Source organism: Sphingobacteriales bacterium, from assembly GCA_016700115.1.
Taxonomy (GTDB): domain Bacteria; phylum Bacteroidota; class Bacteroidia; order Chitinophagales; family UBA2359; genus UBA2359.
Genome location: CP064999.1, coordinates 4,165,249 through 4,183,405 on the forward strand (window position 1 = coordinate 4,165,249; position 18,157 = coordinate 4,183,405).

Below are 18,157 nucleotides of genomic sequence, written 5' to 3' on the forward strand. Positions count from 1 at the left end.
TGCTATAAAATTCTATACTGTGTATTGTAAAACCACTAATAGTTTGGATTATCAATGAATTATTCATTGATAAATACAATGAAAGTGGTTCCTTCCTGTGCGACGACTACCTTGTTAAAAGAAATTACAAGCATTTCTATAATAACAAAGCTCCCCACTGCGGGATCTCTGTTACTTATTCAGGTAAATGAAAATGTCGCTTAACTATTAAAGGAATATCGTTTAAATGCGGCTTCTTCTTCAATTCTTCTAAAATGTCCGCTTCTGTATTAACTGAATTGATATTTTCAATCAAATTTTCAACCAAAACCCTTTTTAGATCTCTTGCTCTGTCTTCTTTGAATATATTGTTTTCAATATATAATAACTCTTTTATTTTTACATTCACATTTACATCTGTAGAAGCAACTCTTTTATAGATATGCATCTTATCTTCTAACGGAATTGATTTTAAAATGTAACCGTAATTTATGTAAAAATTGTTGCTAAATTGAGATTTTTGCAGGTTTATAATTTTAACAATTTCAGCACTATTTACAACCCAATAATATCCTTTTTTCTTAAACCCAATCTGAAGAAGTATTTCACTCAAAATACTTGCTAATTCTTTTTTTTCCATTGTAAGTATTTCAATAGTGTTCTAAAATTGTTTTCCAATCTCCTCCATATCTCTGCTCGAATATAGACTTGTATTTGTTCAGTTGTTGCGTACCTATTTTAATGCCTCTTGGATTAAACGGCTTCAACTCATAAATAGTCTTTGTGCCAAAATCTACAAAGCCCGGACTTGCCGGGCTTCTGTTTTATAAAACTTTTGACATCCATATTTTTAAATCTGTTTCAAACTTCACAAGGTCAAAATCTTCTAATTTGTACTTTGCGATAATTGGCGGTATCTCGGTAATCAGTTTCCCTACAATTATTTTCTCTCGTTCTTTTTGAGTTATTTCTATAAAATGGGGCAAGCCAAGCATTATATCCAAATATATTTTCCTTTCTTTTTTTGATAACCTAATTCTTTGCTTCAAGTTTAAAATTGGGTCTTGGCACATTAGCACCACTGTTAACCCTTCCAAAGATGTACCATAGTCTTGCTCTGAAAAATATTTTCTATAACCTACATTTGATAAGGCATCCAACACCTTATCAATTTGTGCTTCCCAATAAAAGTCCGCCAATATATTAAATCTGAAAGCCATTATTTTACAATTTTATTACCTGCTGGAAGAAATCCATTTTGACCCCTAAAATTCAAAATTTTCATTCGTTCAACTGTTAGTGCTTCTTTTAATGTTCATGTAAATTCAGTCTTGTAGTACACTCCAAACTCACCGATATTGTCTAAATAGCTTTGACTATATCGTGAAAGTGGATTTTTGGTAATTCCAAACTTCCATACATCTCCTTTATTTAACCAAGTTAACTCTTGTGGATTTGCAAATCCCCTTTTCATTACGGGGTAAAAACCATCTTCGGCAGCTCTTAATGCGTATTGCTCAACTTGTGTTACCCCCTTAGCGGCAACCTCCACAGTTTCATCCGCAAAGTTGCCACCCGTTTTGAAAAGTCTTGACCCGCCAAACAATTTCCCTATTGGGATAGGAATAGCGAATCCTTCAAAAAAGTAGTTTTGATTTATAGCTCCGCTTGACCCGGTAAAGGGTTGCCATGTATTTGAATTTGGGGTAATTTCCGTTGCGGTTACTACTTCCCCGCTTTCCGACCATCTGTAAGTCGAGGTATTTATGTTTAGCGTTTCCCTAGAACCATCCTCTCCCGTCTGCATTATCCGAGTTTGCGATTCTATGGAGAAAACTTTCTTGCCGTCCTCCCAACTCTTATTTATCTTGCCCGACATTTCGTGTTCCTTGCGATATGCTTTCGCTTCCTTGCGGGTTTCAAATAATCCTAAAGGGTCTGTATTGAGTATCGGATTATTGAAGGAGAACCTGTAAGGTGACCATTCGGGAGCAAGTTCTGCCATCGGGTCTGTCTGCCACCACCGCCCCGTTTGAGGGTCAAGGGTTCTAAACTGTGCGTGATTGACGTGAAGCCCGAAATCTTCTATTAGCTCAATGCCGTTGTACTGGTAGTTATTCCCAACCCCATCGAAGGTAGTGGATAATTCTTGAATGGGCAAGCCGAAGGGGTAGTAATTGGTTTGTTGCAGGATTTCGGGGTCTCCGTCGTTGTCGGAGTCGGTAAAGGTGATGCGGGTGTTGCCCAAGTGGTCGCGCAGGGAGTATTCGTGGCGGAGGTTCATGCCGGACAGCAGGTTGATGCGCCCTTCTTCGTGGTAGTAGGCTTCGGGGGAGTTGTGGTAATTCACTTTCATCACCTCTCAAAATTAGGCTTTATAATCAGTAGCTTACAAATGCTTTGAGTATTGTATTTTGTTTAGTTTTAAGCATAATGCACCGATAACCAAAGGAAAAATATAATTTTTTGCTTGGGTGTGGAAAATAAGATAAAAGATAATCCCCTTCAATTTAATCAAACGATGCTATACGCTTGTTCATTATTTTTTTCTTTTTACACTCAAAATAATTTGGTTGAATTTTTCCAAATCTCTTGATGTTACATTGGAATAGCCGTAGGAAAATCCTTCTAATTTGACATGTTTCCAATACAAATTATTTTTATCAACTCCTTCTAAGCCTATTGAGTCAGAAAGAAGTAGTTTGGCATAAAAACCCTGAATTGATTTTATGTTTTCAGAATTTATATTTGGTAGTTCTTTCGTTTTAGTTATATAGAAAACTGAAGAGTCTGCAAACCAATATTGCCTTTCATCTTCATGTCCACCAGACCAGCCATAAAATTGAAAGCCATTTGGAATACAATAATTATATCTGTTAGGCTCGCTGTCGTAATCAACAATGTACTTATAAGTCTTATGTGTACAAGCAAATAAGCAGCAGAGCAAGTAAAAAAACAATAAATACTTCATTAATAAGTTGATGGTTTAATCGGTTGATTGTTTTTATCTATCATGCTTGGCCCACCTGAGCCAATGCTCTTGCCAGAAGGGTCTTGAATATCAATGTAATGTGTTCGTAGCGGTATTTTTAAATCTTGTCTTAGTATATTCTCCCTATAAACGGCTTGCCACTCACTCATCTTAACTCCTTCATGAAATTGGTCGTTTAACATGCCGCGATTTGCATCTAATCCATGAAACATTTCATGGGCTAAATCAACAAATGGTCTTGTTGATTGATTTCCACCTTCCTCCCAAATAGATGAACCAACGGGATTCCATTGAATGATTCCGCCAGATCCTCCTTTGAAATCAATACCTAAATCTACTTGCGCATTGTAACTTGACATTAATGTAGGATCTGTTTGCCATTGTTTTGCATGAGATTTCCTTACATTATCACTTTTAAATTCTGATTTACCAGATTTCCTAATCATAAAAACATTATTTGAGGATTGCAGCTCATTTATCATTTCTGAACCTTCTTGTGATTTATTAATTGCATCCAATGCCCTCACAGTTTCCCTAAGAAATCCTTTATATGAACCGTCTTTTCTAACACCTCTGCCTGAATAAGGATTCCCGTCTTGTCCATATAGCTTACCATTTTCATACTTTATTTTTTCATTGCCATGTGTAATCCAAATTTCCCTTCCATCCGGGTCAATCAACTTCACCGGATTTCCCAAAACATAGTTATACCCGCTCCAAGCATAATATTTCTCCGCCAAAGGATCCACCTGCCCCCACCTGTTGATTTGCGGGTTATACCACCTTGCCCCGTAGTCCATCCAATGCAGACCGAAATCGTCGTTCAGTTCTTTGCCGTTGTACTGGTAGTTGTTCCCAACCCCATCATAAGTTTCCGGATAGTTCTTCTATGGGAAGCATTTCACCCCTAAATTCACTGTAGGTCTTCTTTTCGTGCTTTGTTGGGCGAGTGTTTATTGAGGAGGGAGTACTATGCTCGAACATACTAACTTATTTCACCAATAGCTTAACAGTGTATACACTACTTGAATGTTACCAGTTCCTATATATATAAATCGGTGTGATTACAATCAACAATATAATACATGCTATTGATAGTGCATACATTGTGAATATTGTTTTCATAATAATCGCTTCATTTCGGTTTTGAGCTTCCAACTTCCAAAAATTATATGTGGTCAATAGAATTCTATAAGCAATAATGGAAAGAAAAGCATTTTTTAGAATATAAACAACTATGCTTCCTTCTGCTGGAACATCCCCCTCACTAAGTCGCTTGTCAAGAATGGCTCCAATACTTTGTGTAATAAACAACAAAATAATTATTATTATCAGTATCATTTCAATCATAAAAAATTATTTAATTGGATTTACAGTGAATTTTATTCCAATAATTGTATTGAAACCGATTCTTCTTTCTTCTATTTTTGTACTTAAGCCATGTGTATTCCTACTCGGTCCCATAATACCATGTGCCTGTCCTATCATTGACCCTAAATTAGCTCCAACTTCATAGCTTAACGTTTCTCCCATTCGATTTAGTGGACCACTAAAATTAAGTTCGAATCCACCACCCAATCCATTTTTTTTGCCTTCTGCAAATACATTCATTTGTATATTAGAAGCACTTATGCCATTCGCTCCATTTGCTAAACTCAAATTTAATAATTCTACATTCCCTCCGACCTGAACATCCGTTTTACCCAACGAAAACCCTAACTGAGGCCCAATGCTGAATTCCAAACCAACATCATAGCCCATATACTCACTTAACTTTTCTCCAAATCTGACGCTTCTGCTTCCCCCGATTTCCACACCCGGCAGTTCATTGGAAGTAGTACCGTCATTATTGCCCCGCACATAGTTACCAAGCGCATCAACACCTTCAATTGTGTTGCCTTCGTTCCACCATCTGGTATTATTTTCATCTACATGGGCTGTTACATCTTCATCTCGCCATTGCGCCTCTCCTGTTATTTCGTTCACATACCCAAGGCTTTCTACCATCGGGGTCTGTATGTTTCAGGGGGTTGTTATATGTGTAATTATACCCGTTCCAAGCATAAAACTTCTCCGCCAAAGGATCCACCTGCCCCCACCTGTTGATTTGCGGGTTATACCACCTTGCCCCGTAGTCCATCCAGTGCAGACCGAAATCGTCGTTCAGTTCTTTGCCGTTGTACTGATAATTATTCCCAACCCCATCATAAGTTTCGGATAGTTCTTCTATGGGCAGGCCGAAGGGGTAGTAATTGGTTTGTTGCAGGATTTCGGCCGTTCCGTCGTCGTCGGAGTCGGTGAAACAGATGCGGGTGTTGCCTAAGTGGTCGCGCAGGGAGTATTCGTGGCGTTCGTTCATGCCCGGTAGCAAGTTGATGCGTCCTTCTTCGTGATAGTAAGATTCTGCTATATTGTTGTCGTATTCTACTGCCCCTATATAGTCGCGTTTGTCGCAGTTGGTCGGAGGTTCTTCCGGTGGTGGCATACTTTCGGCAGGGTTGGTGAACGTGGGCGGTATCAGGCGTTTGATGTATTGTTTTGTCAGACAACTCTTGAATACCATGTGTTTAGAGTTCTTGAATCTCAATAAACTCTGAATATCTGAACGAGAAGATAGTAATGATGTACTCATAAAATTTAACCATGCTGCTACTGATTTACTGTTATATAGTTTTTTAACGGCAATTTATATTTTCTCTAAGCCACTCATTTACATATTGACTATTATTGTAAACATACTCTTGAAGTACTCTGTAATCTATATTGCCTACATAACCATAGACAGAACCTTGAAACATAAGCGTTAATTTGTTTTTAACAAAAGCAGCATGCGTATAAATATCTGGAAATTCTGGGCTAACACAATAACCTTCATGATAATACTCGAAATTCACGAACATGGTATCATTTTGAATTATTGTATCTTGTATGACAATATCTAAAAGTAATAGTGAAGGAACTTCCATATTTTCTTTGTATTCATATCCATTTAAAGTATAACAACCCTTGTTATATACAGATCGGATAGGATACATTCCGTTTTTTGTCCGTTTTTGTATTTTTTCACAATAAATGAGCATTCTATATACTTCCAATTTCAATTGACATTCAATATCTTTAGACACCAAATTTGTGCTTTTCTGGCAACTTAAAAACAACATAATGCTTAACAACGCTAATATAATTTTCATTACCTATTAAATTTATTGAGTGGAACAGAGAATGATTTTGCCTCACTATTTCCATAAAAATATATTTCCAAGCCACCTTCTTCGTTACGTCCAGTTACTATTCTATAATAATTTCTAGGTAGAGACTTTTCAATGTCTTTTATAGAAGGTCCAAATTCTACAGGCCCAACCATATAACGATCAAGATGCTTATAATAAAAGCGTTGTTCTTTATCGTTATATCCATGGTGATGAATATCAGAAACAACAATCCCAAATAAAACTTCAGAGTTTTTAGGGGGTTCAGATGCACCGGGTGAACCAATATTGTCATTATAGCTGCTCCCGACATAAACGTTCTTTCCATCAATTGTATATAAATTGTTTTTGCTTTCAACTTTGGCGGGCTGACCGATTTTACCATTACTGTCAGCTTCAAAGAAGTTGCCTGTTTGGTCACGCCTTGCATCAGACCGCAAAGCGAAACTTTTTATGCCTTCCACCATATAACTTATACCCATGTTTCTCATATCGCCTGCCCCTTCCTTACTGTAAGAAGCATCCCTTTGCCCGCCGGTCAGTGAAAGAAACCGGTCAATATAATCGCTGCCAACCGTCGTAACAGCGTCTGGTAAATCATCATAAGAATAATGAATAAGTTTGCCTTCTTGATCATAATAAGCGGTGTTACGTCCGTCCGGGTCAACGAAAATCACCGGATTTCCCAAAACATAGTTATACCCGTTCCAGTCATAATACTTCTCCGCCAAAGGATCAATCTGCCCCCACCTATTAATCTGTGGGTCGTACCACCTTGCCCCGTAGTCCATCCAATGCAACCCGAAATCTTCGTTCAGTTCTTTGCCGTTGTATTGATAATTATTCCCAACCCCATCGAAGGTAGTGGATAATTCTTGAATGGGCAAGCCGAAGGGGTAGTAATTGGTTTGTTGCAGGATTTCGGGGTCTCCGTCGTTGTCGGAGTCGGTAAAGGTGATGCGGGTGTTGCCTAAGTGGTCGCGCAGGGAGTATTCGTGGCGGAGGTTCATGCCGGACAACAGGTTGATGCGCCCTTCTTCGTGGTAGTAGGCTCTGGGGAGTTGTGGTAATTCACTTTCATCACCTCTCAAAATTAGGCTTTATAATCAGTAGCTTACAAATGCTTTGAGTATTGTATTTTGTTTAGTTTTAAGCATAATGCACCGATAACCAAAGGAAAAATATAATTTTTTGCTTGGGTGTGGAAAATAAGATAAAAGATAATCCCCTTCAATTTAATCAAACGATGCTATACGCTTGTTCATTATTTTTTTCTTTTTACACTCAAAATAATTTGGTTGAATTTTTCCAAATCTCTTGATGTTACATTGGAATAGCCGTAGGAAAATCCTTCTAATTTGACATGTTTCCAATACAAATTATTTTTATCAACTCCTTCTAAGCCTATTGAGTCAGAAAGAAGTAGTTTGGCATAAAAACCCTGAATTGATTTTATGTTTTCAGAATTTATATTTGGTAGTTCTTTCGTTTTAGTTATATAGAAAACTGAAGAGTCTGCAAACCAATATTGCCTTTCATCTTCATGTCCACCAGACCAGCCATAAAATTGAAAGCCATTTGGAATACAATAATTATATCTGTTAGGCTCGCTGTCGTAATCAACAATGTACTTATAAGTCTTATGTGTGCAAGCAAATAAGCAGCAGAGCAAGTAAAAAAACAATAAGTACTTCATTAATAAGTTGATGGTTTAATCGGTTGATTGTTTTTATCTATCATGCTTGGCCCACCTGAGCCAATGCTCTTGCCAGAAGGGTCTTGAATATCAATGTAATGTGTTCGTAGCGGTATTTTTAAATCTTGTCTTAGTATATTCTCCCTATAAACGGCTTGCCACTCACTCATCTTAACTCCTTCATGAAATTGGTCGTTTAACATGCCGCGATTTGCATCTAATCCATGAAACATTTCATGGGCTAAATCAACAAATGGTCTTGTTGATTGATTTCCACCTTCCTCCCAAATAGATGAACCAACGGGATTCCATTGAATGATTCCGCCAGATCCTCCTTTGAAATCAATTCCTAAATCTACTTGCGCATTGTAACTTGACATTAATGTAGGATCTGTTTGCCATTGTTTTGCATGAGATTTCCTTACATTATCACTTTTAAATTCTGATTTACCAGATTTCCTAATCATAAAAACATTATTTGAGGATTGCAGCTCATTTATCATTTCTGAACCTTCTTGTGATTTATTAATTGCATCCAATGCCCTCACAGTTTCCCTAAGAAATCCTTTATATGAACCGTCTTTTCTAACACCTCTGCCTGAATAAGGATTCCCGTCTTGTCCATATAGCTTACCATTTTCATACTTTATTTTTTCATTGCCATGTGTAATCCAAATTTCCCTTCCATCCGGGTCAATCAACTTCACCGGATTTCCCAAAACATAGTTATACCCGCTCCAAGCATAATATTTCTCCGCCAAAGGATCCACCTGCCCCCACCTGTTGATTTGCGGGTTATACCACCTTGCGCCGTAGTCCATCCAATGCAGACCGAAATCGTCGTTCAGTTCTTTGCCGTTGTACTGGTAGTTGTTCCCAACCCCATCATAAGTTTCGGATAGTTCTTCTATGGGAAGCATTTCACCCCTAAATTCACTGTAGGTCTTCTTTTCGTGCTTTGTTGGGCGAGTGTTTATTGAGGAGGGAGTACTATGCTCGAACATACTAACTTATTTCACCAATAGCTTAACAGTGTATACACTACTTGAATGTTACCAGTTCCTATATATATAAATCGGTGTGATTACAATCAACAATATAATACATGCTATTGATAGTGCATACATTGTGAATATTGTTTTCATAATAATCGCTTCATTTCGGTTTTGAGCTTCCAACTTCCAAAAAATTATATGTGGTCAATAGAATTCTATAAGCAATAATGGAAAGAAAAGCATTTTTTAGAATATAAACAACTATGCTTCCTTCTGCTGGAACATCCCCCTCACTAAGTCGCTTGTCAAGAATGGCTCCAATACTTTGTGTAATAAACAACAAAATAATTATTATTATCAGTATCATTTCAATCATAAAAAATTATTTAATTGGATTTACAGTGAATTTTATTCCAATAATTGTATTGAAACCGATTCTTCTTTCTTCTATTTTTGTACTTAAGCCATGTGTATTCCTACTCGGTCCCATAATACCATGTGCCTGTCCTATCATTGACCCTAAATTAGCTCCAACTTCATAGCTTAACGTTTCTCCCATTCGATTTAGTGGACCACTAAAATTAAGTTCAGATCCACCACCCAATCCATTTTTTGCCTTCTGCAAATACATTCATTTGTATATTAGAAGCACTTATGCCATTCGCTCCATTTGCTAAACTCAAATTTAATAATTCTACATTCCCTCCGACCTGAACATCCGTTTTACCCAACGAAAACCCTAACTGAGGCCCAATGCTGAATTCCAAACCAACATCATAGCCCATATACTCACTTAACTTTTCTCCAAATCTGACGCTTCTGCTTCCCCCGATTTCCACACCCGGCAGTTCATTGGAAGTAGTACCGTCATTATTGCCCCGCACATAGTTACCAAGCGCATCAACACCTTCAATTGTGTTGCCTTCGTTCCACCATCTGGTATTATTTTCATCTACATGGGCTGTTACATCTTCATCTCGCCATTGCGCCTCTCCTGTTATTTCGTTCACATACCAAGGCTTTCTACCATCGGGGTCTGTATGTTTCAGGGGGTTGTTATATGTGTAATTATACCCGTTCCAAGCATAAAACTTCTCCGCCAAAGGATCCACCTGCCCCCACCTGTTGATTTGCGGGTTATACCACCTTGCCCCGTAGTCCATCCAGTGCAGACCGAAATCGTCGTTCAGTTCTTTGCCGTTGTATTGGTAGTTGTTCCCAACCCCGTCAAAAGTTTCGGATAGTTCTTCTATGGGCAGGCCGAAAGGGTAGTAAGTTGTTTGTTGCAGGATTTCGGCCGTTCCGTCGTCGTCGGAGTCGGTGAAACAGATGCGGGTGTTGCATTTCATTTTTATAAAAAATTCTATAATACAAATCTTAAAACCACTAACAGTTTTGGTTAGCAACAACTAAATCATTGACAAAGACGATGAAAGTAGTTTCTTCCTGTGCATTGGCTACTTCGTTAAAATAAATTACAAACATTTCTATAATAAAAGCATTCGTATCTTTGCGGGTACCTGCTTTATTTATTTTGCAAATCAAAATCTGAAGTTTCTATCTCTGCCAGATTTTCAAGTCTGACATTAGTGATCTTGTTTTTTTTCAATACTTCAGCAACTCTGTTTGTTACGATTGTTCCGAAGTACTTTTCGGGTAGAAAAAAATCGCTGCCGTCCCATTTATCTAAACCGACATGCAAACCTTTGTAGTATTTGCCCAATGGTGCATTGGGAACAAGCCTTTTTTCTATTATTTCCGATTTGTTGTAATCTATCTCGCCACACCTGCCCGTAATTGACAAACCGTGATAGCCTTCTATTTCCTTCCCTTGTTTGTCTAATACCTTCGCTTCAAAGGTTTTCCAACCTGTTAAGCCATTTTCTTCTAAGATAGTTTTCATCTTATCGGATATGAGATACAGGCATGCCCAACCTGTATCTAAAACATCTTCCAACTTCTTCCCATATTCCTGCTTAAATATTACAGGAAAAGAAATGTCTGAGTAATCACCTTGAACTAACCTTAACTCATCATAAAAATATTTTTTATTGGGGTCAATAGGATGAAACTCTTTTAAACCGATTGGATGGGCCTGAACAGTTGATAAAGATAATTTACTTCCAAAACTATAAAAATTTTTAGTTTTCATTTTTAAAAATTAAAAATTTACGGGTATACCATATTGTTGCATTAATTGTCGCCCTTTGTCCAATATTTGAGATTGAGTTGGATTGTTTTTGAAAAATTGTTTCCAAACCTCATTGTAACCCGAAGCGTTTTTTAAATGACTTGACGTTTGCCACCACACCCCAAATTTTGGGTCATGAATATTTATGCCGGCTTTAGAAAATTGATTAGCAAACTTTTGTGGAAAAACGTGATGAGCATGCGAGTTGGCAGGTATGTTTCCTGTCAATTGCCCTAAGTTATGCCTGAAATTACTCTTTGTAAAAGACTTGAAAAGTGAAGTACTGCCCTTAGCGGCTTCATCCGCAAAGTTGCCACCCGTTTTGAAAAGTCTTGACCCGCCGAACAATTTTCCTAACGGCATAGCTAATCCTTCAAGCGTATAGTCTTGCTCTATTGCTCCGCTTGACCCGGTAAAGGGTTGCCATGTATTTGAATTTGGGGTAATTTCCTTTGCCGTTACGACTTCCCCGCTTTCCGACCATCTGTAAGTCGAGGCATTTATGTTTAGCGTTTCCCTAGAACCATCCTCTCCCGTCTGCATTATCCGAGTTTGCGATTCTATGGAGAAAACTTTCTTGCCATCCTCCCAACTCTTATTTATCTTGCCCGACATTTCGTGTTCCTTGCGATATGCTTTCGCTTCCTTGCGGGTTTCAAATAATCCTAAAGGGTCTGTATTGAGTATCGGATTATTGAAGGAGAACCTGTAAGGTGACCATTCGGGAGCAAGTTCTGCCATCGGGTCTGTCTGCCACCACCGCCCCGTTTGAGGGTCAAGGGTTCTAAACTGTGCGTGATTGACGTGAAGCCCGAAATCTTCTATTAGCTCAATGCCGTTGTATTGGTAGTTGTTCCCAACCCCGTCAAAAGTTTCGGATAGTTCTTCTATGGGCAGGCCGAAAGGGTAGTAAGTTGTTTGTTGCAGGATTTCGGGGTCTCCGTCGTTGTCGGAGTCGGTGAAACAGATGCGGGTGTTGCCCAAGTGGTCGCGCAGGGAGTATTCGTGGCGGAGGTTCATGCCGGGCAGCAGGTTGATGCGTCCTTCTTCGTGGTGGTAGGCTTCGGGGGTGTTGTCGTAGTATTCTACCGAACCTATATAATCGCGTTTGTCGCAGTTGGTCGGCAGGGGTTCAGATGGAGGCATGCTTTCGGCGGGATTGGTGAACGTGGGCGGTATCAGGCGTTTGATAAATTGTTTTGTCAGACAACTCTTGAATACCATGTGTTTAGAGTTCTTGAATCCCAATAAACTCTGAATATCTGAACGAGAAGATAGCAATGATGTACTCATAAAATCCAACTATACCACTACATTCATAATGTTCCGAAGTTCCTCTATCGGCAGTTTATATTTTCTCTAAGCCACACATTTACAAACTGTCGATTATTGGCAACATAATCTTTTAGAATACTATAATCAAAATTGTCTTTGTTAAAATAAATTGATCCTTGAAACATTAGCGTTAATTTGTTTTTAACGAAAGCGGCCTGCGTATATATATCGGGGAATTCGGGGCTTACGCAATAACCTTCATGATAATATTCGAAATACAAGAACATAGTATCGTTTTGAATTATTTTGTGTTGAACGACAATATCCAAAAGTAATAATGAAGGAACTTCCATATTTTCTATATACCCGTATTCATCTAAAGATTGACAACCCCTATTATATACAGGTTGAACAACATACATTCCGTTTGTAGTACGTTTTTGTTTTCGTTCACAATAAATAAGCTTTCTATACGCTTCCAATTTAAACTGACATTCAATATCTTTAGACACCAAGTTTGTGCTTTTCCGACAACTTAAAAACAACATAATGCTTAACAACGCTAATATAATTTTCATTACCTATTAAATTTATTGAGTGGAACAGAGAATGATTTTGCCTCGCTATTTCCATAAAAATATATTTCCAAGCCTCCTTCTTTGTTACGTCCGGTTACTATTCTATAATAATTTCTAGGTTTGAGATTTCAAGATATCTTGAGTAGATGGGCCAAATTCAGCAGGTCCCGTCCCATACGTCCCATCATCCTTATAATAAAATAGTTGATTTCTATTATTATATGGATGACTATGGATATCAGAAACAATAGTACCAAATAAAACCTCAGAATTTTTAGGGGATTCAGACGCACCATGCGAACCTATATTGTCGTTATAGCTACTCCCAACATAAACGTTCTTTCCGTCAATTGTATATAAATTGTTTTTGCTTTCAACTTTGGCGGGCTGACCTATTTTACCGTTACTGTCAGCTTCAAAGAAGTTGCCTGTTTGATCACGTCTGGCATCGGACCGCAAAGCGAAACTTTTTATGCCTTCCACCATATAGCTTACACCCATGTTTCTCATATCGCTTGCCCCCTCCTTACTGTAAGAAGCATCCCTTTGCCCGCCAGTCAGGGAATGAATCCTGTCAATATTTTCGCTGCCGACCGTCGTAACAGCGTCTGGTAAATCATCATAAGAATAATGAATAAGTTTGCCGTCTTGATCATAATAAGCGGTGTTACGCCCATCAGGATCAACAAAAATCATAGGATTATTAGCAACATAAGCATAAGGACATATATTCACATACTTCTCTGCCAATGGATCCACCTGCCCCCACCTGTTGATTTGCGGGTTATACCACCTTGCGCCGTAGTCCATCCAATGCAATCCGAAATCTTCGTTCAGTTCTTTGCCGTTGTATTGATAGTTGTTAGCCTCTACCCCAACAGATGCCTCAAAATTAGGAGAAAGTTTTGGAATGGGCAAGCCTTGTTACCCCTAAATCCCCTGCAGGGGACTTTTTGCTTGCTTTGTAGCAACTTGTTGGGTTATATTGAGCGGTTCTCCGGTTGGTTAAGTTTTATTTTTTGGTATTGGTGGCGTTATAGTAGTCTATGATGTCTAAAGAGGCTTGGGTAGGGGTGGTGCGGATGTGAATTATATAATAGTTCTATGTTGGAAAAAGTAAAAGCCATTGAAGCCCTTAGCGTTGAAGAAAAGAAAACCGTGTTTTCTATTGTAGATGCCTTTGCTGGTAAGAAAAAATTAAAGGATGCCCTTAGTAGCGTTCTCTCTGATGTAAAATAACAAAGCCCCGTGAGGGGCTTTGATTTATAAACTTTGTTGTTCTCGGCTTTGCTCTAAAGCTTCCAAAATATATTCTCCTGGAAAGCCTTTTGATTTCAACCATTCCAATTTGGACTTATTCTGTGATAAAATTTGTTCGGCTAAATGTGAAGCTAATTTTTCTCCAAGACTGAACCGATAAGCCCACTCATACAAAACATTATCTTTTTCTATTTCGTGTGCCATTTTTTGCATTTGAAAAGCTTGCTTTTCTTCTGTTGGCTTAAAATCGTCATCCACTCCAAAGTACCATTCAGCTATGTAAAGAATTTTACCTATAAAAAATGAATACTCTGGATTGTTTGAAAATTTCAAGTATGAAATATCAAAATAAGACTTTAATAAACTCGCTAAAAAATCGTGTTCTAATTCTGGGTAATCTTCTTCAACTAAAATATTATGAAGCAAGTAGATTGCTCTTATATACGCTTCAACATCATCAGGATTGTCTTTAATCACTTTCTGGATAAGCTCAACAGCCAATTTATAATCCTTACGATGTTCCAACTCAATTAAATGTTCTTTCCAATTCATAATCTATTGTTTTAAGGAATGAACATTGTTCCAAGTCTTGGTACGCCATTAATAACATTGCCCCGCAGGAAGATTGTTTGTCCACCAACATTTACTGGAAGATTATTAAAAACACCACTTGCAGGTAGTTTGCCATTCGCTGCATTTAAAACAGCTCTAACAGTATTTTCTTGACCGCCAAATTTTGATACTAATCCACCAAGATTATGTTTTGGAGCAAATAAGTGAGCTATTTTGTTGGGATCTTTCATTACAAGACCAACTGCATCATCAATTGTGCTTGTAGAAAATTGACTAATTAGTTTCGTACTCGTCTTAGTGGCTTCATCCGCAAAGCTACCACCAATTTTGAAAAGTTTTGACCCGCTGAACAATTTCCCTATTGGGATAGGAATAGCGAATCCTTCAAAAAAGTAGTTTTGATTTATAGCCCCGCTTGACCCGGTAAAGGGTTGCCATGTATTTGAATTCGGAATAATTTCCGTTGCGGTTACTACTTCCCCGCTTTCCGACCATCTGTAAGTCGAGGTATTTATGTTTAGCGTTTCCCTAGAACCATCCTCTCCCGTCTGCATTATCCGAGTTTGCGATTCTATGGAGAAAACTTTCTTGCCGTCCTCCCAACTCTTATTTATCTTGCCCGACATTTCGTGTTCCTTGCGATATGCTTTCGCTTCCTTGCGGGTTTCAAATAATCCTAAAGGGTCTGTATTGAGTATCGGATTATTGAAGGAGAACCTGTAAGGTGACCATTCGGGAGCAAGTTCTGCCATCGGGTCTGTCTGCCACCACCGCCCCGTTTGAGGGTCAAGGGTTCTAAACTGTGCGTGATTGACGTGAAGCCCGAAATCTTCTATTAGCTCAATGCCGTTGTACTGGTAGTTATTCCCTTCCCCATCGAAGGTAGTGGATAATTCTTGGATGGGCAAGCCGAAAGGATAATAATTGGTTTGTTGCAAGATTTCGGCTGTTCCGTCATTGTCGGAGTCGGTGAAACAGATGCGGGTGTTGCCTAAGTGGTCGCGCAGGGAGTATTCGTGGCGGAGGTTCATGCCGGGTAGCAAGTTGATGCGTCCTTCTTCGTGGTAGTAAGATTCAGCTATATTGTTGACGTATTCTACTGCCCCTATATAGTCGCGTTTGTCGCAGTTGGTCGGAGGCTCTTCCGGTGGTGGCATACTTTCGGCGGGATTGGTGAAAGTGGGTGGTATCAGGCGTTTGATAAATTGTATGCGCTCGGATATGTTGCGGTAATATTCGCCTTCGGTCAGGGTATCTGTTCCGGGCAAGCGGGCAGACCCTACGGAATCTAACCTCGCGGAGAAAAATCTGTGTTTGTCAATCGGAGGAGTGGCTGGTGGTGGTGGCATTTGAGCAGTTCCTGACTCGCAGGTTCGTTTTTGGAGTTTGCGGCCGGTGGCATCGTAAATCCAAGTTACTTACCTTACTATATAAGTAGAATATATAACCGGTGCTTCCATCTTTGCATTTACACTAAAAATCATTTCTTCGATGCATCCTTGTTGGTCATTCAGCCGCACCCATAATTTATCTGGCAGTATTATTCGTACTGAATCGAGGTCTAAATTAAATGGAATAGTTTCGGGATATCTTTTCTTTCTCTCCTGATCAATAGAATCTATGTATTTGGCCCGAAAGTTAAAATCCATGTCAAAATGTAAAATGGTTTCATGGTAAAAAAACAATGCGGGATAGGCATATAATAGTTTGTTGCTTTGTGGGGACATTCTGTAAGTATAGCCTGATAACAAATCTATACTATCAATAAGCACACCTGTTTGCGAGTTAATTTTGTACAAGAAAAGAGCATTGTCAAAAATAAAAAGTAGATTTCTGGTTGTATCTAAGATGAACGGAATTCCTGTATCATAATCATCTGTTCCAAACTTAAAAGTATCTCTCCATTCTTTTTGCCAGACTTCGTACATGATACTTCGGTTTTTTCTGTAAAACTCAATTGTGTCGTTTTCTTTGTTGCTACAAGAAAACAAGACTATAAAAATAAAAAGCCCTGTAATATATGTGTATGTTTTTTTCATAACAAGCTATCTTATAAAATCATTAATATTCCTATCCATAAAGTAATTTTGTGTCCATCCTTGTTTTTGTAGTCTTTCAAAAGTTTTATTCCAAAATGGCTTCAACTCCATAAACATGTTTACCCTGTTTTCATACAAATATCCGGAAGTATTTAACATAGCATCGTGATGTACATCTTGCGCTTCTCTTACACCTCGGGTAGAGATAGATTGCATATTCAATTCTACATGCTGCGATTCATGCTCGAAGGTGCCGGCAATGTTGGCGAGTTGTGTGCCGAAGTCGTCAAAGCCATTGGCGTTGTATAGCAGGTATTGATATATTAAAAGACAAGTAGTTTTCTGAGGTTCCGTTTAGAGCAGCATCTATAATTCTTTCGCTAACTGCTCCTTCTTTTACTATATTAGGCTCTTTCCCTTTCTCATTGAGGTAAACCTGTGTTTCTCCATTGGCAATTCTGTTTTTGGTTTTTTCTGCATCAAAAGAAATCGAAACATGTCCAAATTTGCCACCTTCCCCATATAACGCATGAAATTTTTTGCCTTCTTTTGTAGATGACCATAAATTATAGGCGGCCTTAGCTACCTGATTATTTTTAAAATTGGTTCGTATGGTATCTCCTAAAATATCGCTATACAACACGGGGTTGTTGGCCATTGCGGCATAATTACTATGGGTATAGTTAGGTTTCGGGTCTATCTGCCACCACCGCCCCGTTTGAGGGTCAAGCGTGCGAAACAGGGCATGATTGACATGCAACCCAAAATCTTCTATTAGCTCAATGCCGTTGTACTGGTAGTTATTCGCCTTTACCCCTACCGGTGCTTCAAAGTTAGGAGATAGTTTTTGAATGGGCAAGTCTTGTTACCCCTAAATCCCCTGCAGGGGACTTTTTGCTTGCTTCGTAGGGGAAGCTGTGGGTTAAGGAGTAAACAATAAACGGTTTTGTACAGTCTGTTTTATTGATTCAAACACTGCTTTTGTATCTTCAATAACCGCTTCATTTGTAAAACGTATGACTTCAATTCCGAGTTGTTCCAGTTCTGCAGTACGAGCAACATCGTATTGGTACTGTTCTTTAATTTGGTGGATGGAACCGTCAATTTCAACAACCAAACCTGCCTGATGGCAATAAAAGTCGGCGATAAAATATAAAAGGGGGTGTTGTCTTCTGAATTTGACCCCACAACATTGGTTTTTGTATAGGTACTGCCAAAGCATCGCTTCTGCAGGAGTAGGGTTTGTACGTATTGTTTTTGCATATTGAAACAACCATGGTGGGGCATTTGCAAATTGGGTTATCAGGTTTGTTTTCGGGTAACATAGGTTCAGTATATGATTTTAATTTTGGTGAAGTTGGTAAATAAAA

Annotated in this window: 24 protein-coding genes and 1 pseudogene; all 25 read right to left on the reverse strand. The window is 38.6% G+C overall.

What is annotated here, in order from left to right:
* Window positions 1-175 precede the first annotated feature (175 nt).
* Window positions 176-619, reverse strand: coding sequence for a DUF4304 domain-containing protein (locus tag IPM47_14815; GenBank protein QQS28130.1), 444 nt, complete (start codon window positions 617-619; stop codon window positions 176-178).
* 10 nt (window positions 620-629) lie between these two features.
* Entirely contained in the window at window positions 630-746 is a 117-nt protein-coding gene (locus tag IPM47_14820; GenBank protein ID QQS28131.1) for a hypothetical protein, read from the reverse strand.
* Between the two features lie 57 nt (window positions 747-803).
* Window positions 804-1,199, reverse strand: coding sequence for a hypothetical protein (locus IPM47_14825; protein QQS28132.1), 396 nt, complete (start codon window positions 1,197-1,199; stop codon window positions 804-806).
* Window positions 1,200-1,294: 95 nt separating this feature from the next.
* A complete protein-coding gene (locus IPM47_14830) occupies window positions 1,295-2,335 on the reverse strand; it encodes an RHS repeat-associated core domain-containing protein (protein ID QQS28133.1) in 1,041 nt (346 codons plus the stop codon).
* Window positions 2,336-2,518: 183 nt separating this feature from the next.
* Window positions 2,519-2,950 carry a hypothetical protein gene (locus IPM47_14835; GenBank protein QQS28134.1) on the reverse strand — a complete coding sequence of 144 codons (432 nt, stop codon included), beginning with the start codon at window positions 2,948-2,950 and terminating at the stop codon, window positions 2,519-2,521.
* Between the two features lie 674 nt (window positions 2,951-3,624).
* Window positions 3,625-3,798, reverse strand: a pseudogene (locus IPM47_14840) (hypothetical protein).
* A gap of 529 nt (window positions 3,799-4,327) precedes the next feature.
* The gene (locus IPM47_14845) at window positions 4,328-4,957 is read right to left on the reverse strand and encodes a hypothetical protein (protein ID QQS28135.1); all 630 of its coding nucleotides are present in this window, start codon (window positions 4,955-4,957) and stop codon (window positions 4,328-4,330) included.
* The gene (locus tag IPM47_14850) at window positions 4,920-5,534 is read right to left on the reverse strand and encodes an RHS repeat-associated core domain-containing protein (GenBank protein QQS28136.1); all 615 of its coding nucleotides are present in this window, start codon (window positions 5,532-5,534) and stop codon (window positions 4,920-4,922) included. Before IPM47_14850 ends, IPM47_14845 begins: the two co-directional genes overlap by 38 nt.
* A 112-nt stretch (window positions 5,535-5,646) precedes the next feature.
* A complete protein-coding gene (locus IPM47_14855) occupies window positions 5,647-6,162 on the reverse strand; it encodes a hypothetical protein (protein ID QQS28137.1) in 516 nt (171 codons plus the stop codon).
* Entirely contained in the window at window positions 6,162-7,271 is a 1,110-nt protein-coding gene (locus IPM47_14860) for an RHS repeat-associated core domain-containing protein (GenBank protein ID QQS28138.1), read from the reverse strand. The genes IPM47_14855 and IPM47_14860 overlap by 1 nt, the downstream gene beginning before the upstream one ends.
* 173 nt (window positions 7,272-7,444) lie before the next feature.
* Complete coding sequence (locus IPM47_14865) at window positions 7,445-7,876, reverse strand: hypothetical protein (GenBank protein QQS28139.1); 432 nt, start codon at window positions 7,874-7,876, stop codon at window positions 7,445-7,447.
* Entirely contained in the window at window positions 7,876-8,880 is a 1,005-nt protein-coding gene (locus IPM47_14870) for a hypothetical protein (protein ID QQS28140.1), read from the reverse strand. The genes IPM47_14865 and IPM47_14870 overlap by 1 nt, the downstream gene beginning before the upstream one ends.
* A 373-nt stretch (window positions 8,881-9,253) precedes the next feature.
* The gene (locus tag IPM47_14875; GenBank protein ID QQS28141.1) at window positions 9,254-9,496 is read right to left on the reverse strand and encodes a hypothetical protein; all 243 of its coding nucleotides are present in this window, start codon (window positions 9,494-9,496) and stop codon (window positions 9,254-9,256) included.
* Complete coding sequence (locus tag IPM47_14880; GenBank protein ID QQS28142.1) at window positions 9,459-10,220, reverse strand: RHS repeat-associated core domain-containing protein; 762 nt, start codon at window positions 10,218-10,220, stop codon at window positions 9,459-9,461. The genes IPM47_14875 and IPM47_14880 overlap by 38 nt, the downstream gene beginning before the upstream one ends.
* Before the next feature lie 37 nt (window positions 10,221-10,257).
* Entirely contained in the window at window positions 10,258-10,416 is a 159-nt protein-coding gene (locus tag IPM47_14885; GenBank protein QQS28143.1) for a hypothetical protein, read from the reverse strand.
* Window positions 10,397-11,023: a hypothetical protein gene (locus IPM47_14890; protein ID QQS28144.1), complete on the reverse strand. Its 627-nt coding sequence runs from the start codon at window positions 11,021-11,023 to the stop codon at window positions 10,397-10,399. Before IPM47_14890 ends, IPM47_14885 begins: the two co-directional genes overlap by 20 nt.
* A gap of 9 nt (window positions 11,024-11,032) precedes the next feature.
* Window positions 11,033-12,286 (reverse strand): DUF2380 domain-containing protein, encoded by a 1,254-nt coding sequence (locus IPM47_14895; GenBank protein QQS28145.1) that lies wholly within the window; start codon window positions 12,284-12,286, stop codon window positions 11,033-11,035.
* Between the two features lie 113 nt (window positions 12,287-12,399).
* Window positions 12,400-12,915 carry a hypothetical protein gene (locus IPM47_14900; protein ID QQS28146.1) on the reverse strand — a complete coding sequence of 172 codons (516 nt, stop codon included), beginning with the start codon at window positions 12,913-12,915 and terminating at the stop codon, window positions 12,400-12,402.
* A 114-nt stretch (window positions 12,916-13,029) separates the two neighbouring features.
* A complete protein-coding gene (locus IPM47_14905) occupies window positions 13,030-13,833 on the reverse strand; it encodes an RHS repeat-associated core domain-containing protein (GenBank protein QQS28147.1) in 804 nt (267 codons plus the stop codon).
* 345 nt (window positions 13,834-14,178) lie between these two features.
* Window positions 14,179-14,727, reverse strand: coding sequence for a hypothetical protein (locus IPM47_14910; protein ID QQS28148.1), 549 nt, complete (start codon window positions 14,725-14,727; stop codon window positions 14,179-14,181).
* Window positions 14,728-14,738: 11 nt separating this feature from the next.
* A complete protein-coding gene (locus IPM47_14915; GenBank protein ID QQS28149.1) occupies window positions 14,739-16,097 on the reverse strand; it encodes an RHS repeat-associated core domain-containing protein in 1,359 nt (452 codons plus the stop codon).
* 69 nt (window positions 16,098-16,166) lie between these two features.
* Window positions 16,167-16,787 carry a hypothetical protein gene (locus IPM47_14920; protein ID QQS28150.1) on the reverse strand — a complete coding sequence of 207 codons (621 nt, stop codon included), beginning with the start codon at window positions 16,785-16,787 and terminating at the stop codon, window positions 16,167-16,169.
* A gap of 6 nt (window positions 16,788-16,793) precedes the next feature.
* A complete protein-coding gene (locus tag IPM47_14925; protein QQS28151.1) occupies window positions 16,794-17,003 on the reverse strand; it encodes a hypothetical protein in 210 nt (69 codons plus the stop codon).
* 70 nt (window positions 17,004-17,073) lie between these two features.
* Window positions 17,074-17,646, reverse strand: a complete 573-nt coding sequence (locus tag IPM47_14930) for a hypothetical protein (GenBank protein ID QQS28152.1) — start codon at window positions 17,644-17,646, stop codon at window positions 17,074-17,076.
* A gap of 63 nt (window positions 17,647-17,709) precedes the next feature.
* The gene (locus IPM47_14935) at window positions 17,710-18,009 is read right to left on the reverse strand and encodes a DUF559 domain-containing protein (GenBank protein QQS31490.1); all 300 of its coding nucleotides are present in this window, start codon (window positions 18,007-18,009) and stop codon (window positions 17,710-17,712) included.
* Window positions 18,010-18,157 lie beyond the last annotated feature (148 nt).

Excerpts from the sequence above, each read along its gene's own strand:
- IPM47_14815 (QQS28130.1), bottom strand. The coding sequence starts at position 619 with ATGGAAAAAAAAGAATTAGCAAGTATTTTGAGTGAAATACTTCTTCAG.
- IPM47_14825 (QQS28132.1), bottom strand. The coding sequence starts at position 1,199 with ATGGCTTTCAGATTTAATATATTGGCGGACTTTTATTGGGAAGCACAA.
- IPM47_14830 (QQS28133.1), bottom strand. The coding sequence starts at position 2,335 with ATGAAAGTGAATTACCACAACTCCCCCGAAGCCTACTACCACGAAGAA.
- IPM47_14835 (QQS28134.1), bottom strand. The coding sequence starts at position 2,950 with ATGAAGTATTTATTGTTTTTTTACTTGCTCTGCTGCTTATTTGCTTGT.
- IPM47_14850 (QQS28136.1), bottom strand. The coding sequence starts at position 5,534 with ATGGTATTCAAGAGTTGTCTGACAAAACAATACATCAAACGCCTGATA.
- IPM47_14855 (QQS28137.1), bottom strand. The coding sequence starts at position 6,162 with ATGAAAATTATATTAGCGTTGTTAAGCATTATGTTGTTTTTAAGTTGC.
- IPM47_14865 (QQS28139.1), bottom strand. The coding sequence starts at position 7,876 with ATGAAGTACTTATTGTTTTTTTACTTGCTCTGCTGCTTATTTGCTTGC.
- IPM47_14870 (QQS28140.1), bottom strand. The coding sequence starts at position 8,880 with ATGTTCGAGCATAGTACTCCCTCCTCAATAAACACTCGCCCAACAAAG.
- IPM47_14880 (QQS28142.1), bottom strand. The coding sequence starts at position 10,220 with ATGAAATGCAACACCCGCATCTGTTTCACCGACTCCGACGACGACGGA.
- IPM47_14890 (QQS28144.1), bottom strand. The coding sequence starts at position 11,023 with ATGAAAACTAAAAATTTTTATAGTTTTGGAAGTAAATTATCTTTATCA.
- IPM47_14895 (QQS28145.1), bottom strand. The coding sequence starts at position 12,286 with ATGGTATTCAAGAGTTGTCTGACAAAACAATTTATCAAACGCCTGATA.
- IPM47_14900 (QQS28146.1), bottom strand. The coding sequence starts at position 12,915 with ATGAAAATTATATTAGCGTTGTTAAGCATTATGTTGTTTTTAAGTTGT.
- IPM47_14910 (QQS28148.1), bottom strand. The coding sequence starts at position 14,727 with ATGAATTGGAAAGAACATTTAATTGAGTTGGAACATCGTAAGGATTAT.
- IPM47_14915 (QQS28149.1), bottom strand. The coding sequence starts at position 16,097 with ATGCCACCACCACCAGCCACTCCTCCGATTGACAAACACAGATTTTTC.
- IPM47_14920 (QQS28150.1), bottom strand. The coding sequence starts at position 16,787 with ATGAAAAAAACATACACATATATTACAGGGCTTTTTATTTTTATAGTC.
- IPM47_14925 (QQS28151.1), bottom strand. The coding sequence starts at position 17,003 with ATGCAATCTATCTCTACCCGAGGTGTAAGAGAAGCGCAAGATGTACAT.
- IPM47_14935 (QQS31490.1), bottom strand. The coding sequence starts at position 18,009 with ATGCTTTGGCAGTACCTATACAAAAACCAATGTTGTGGGGTCAAATTC.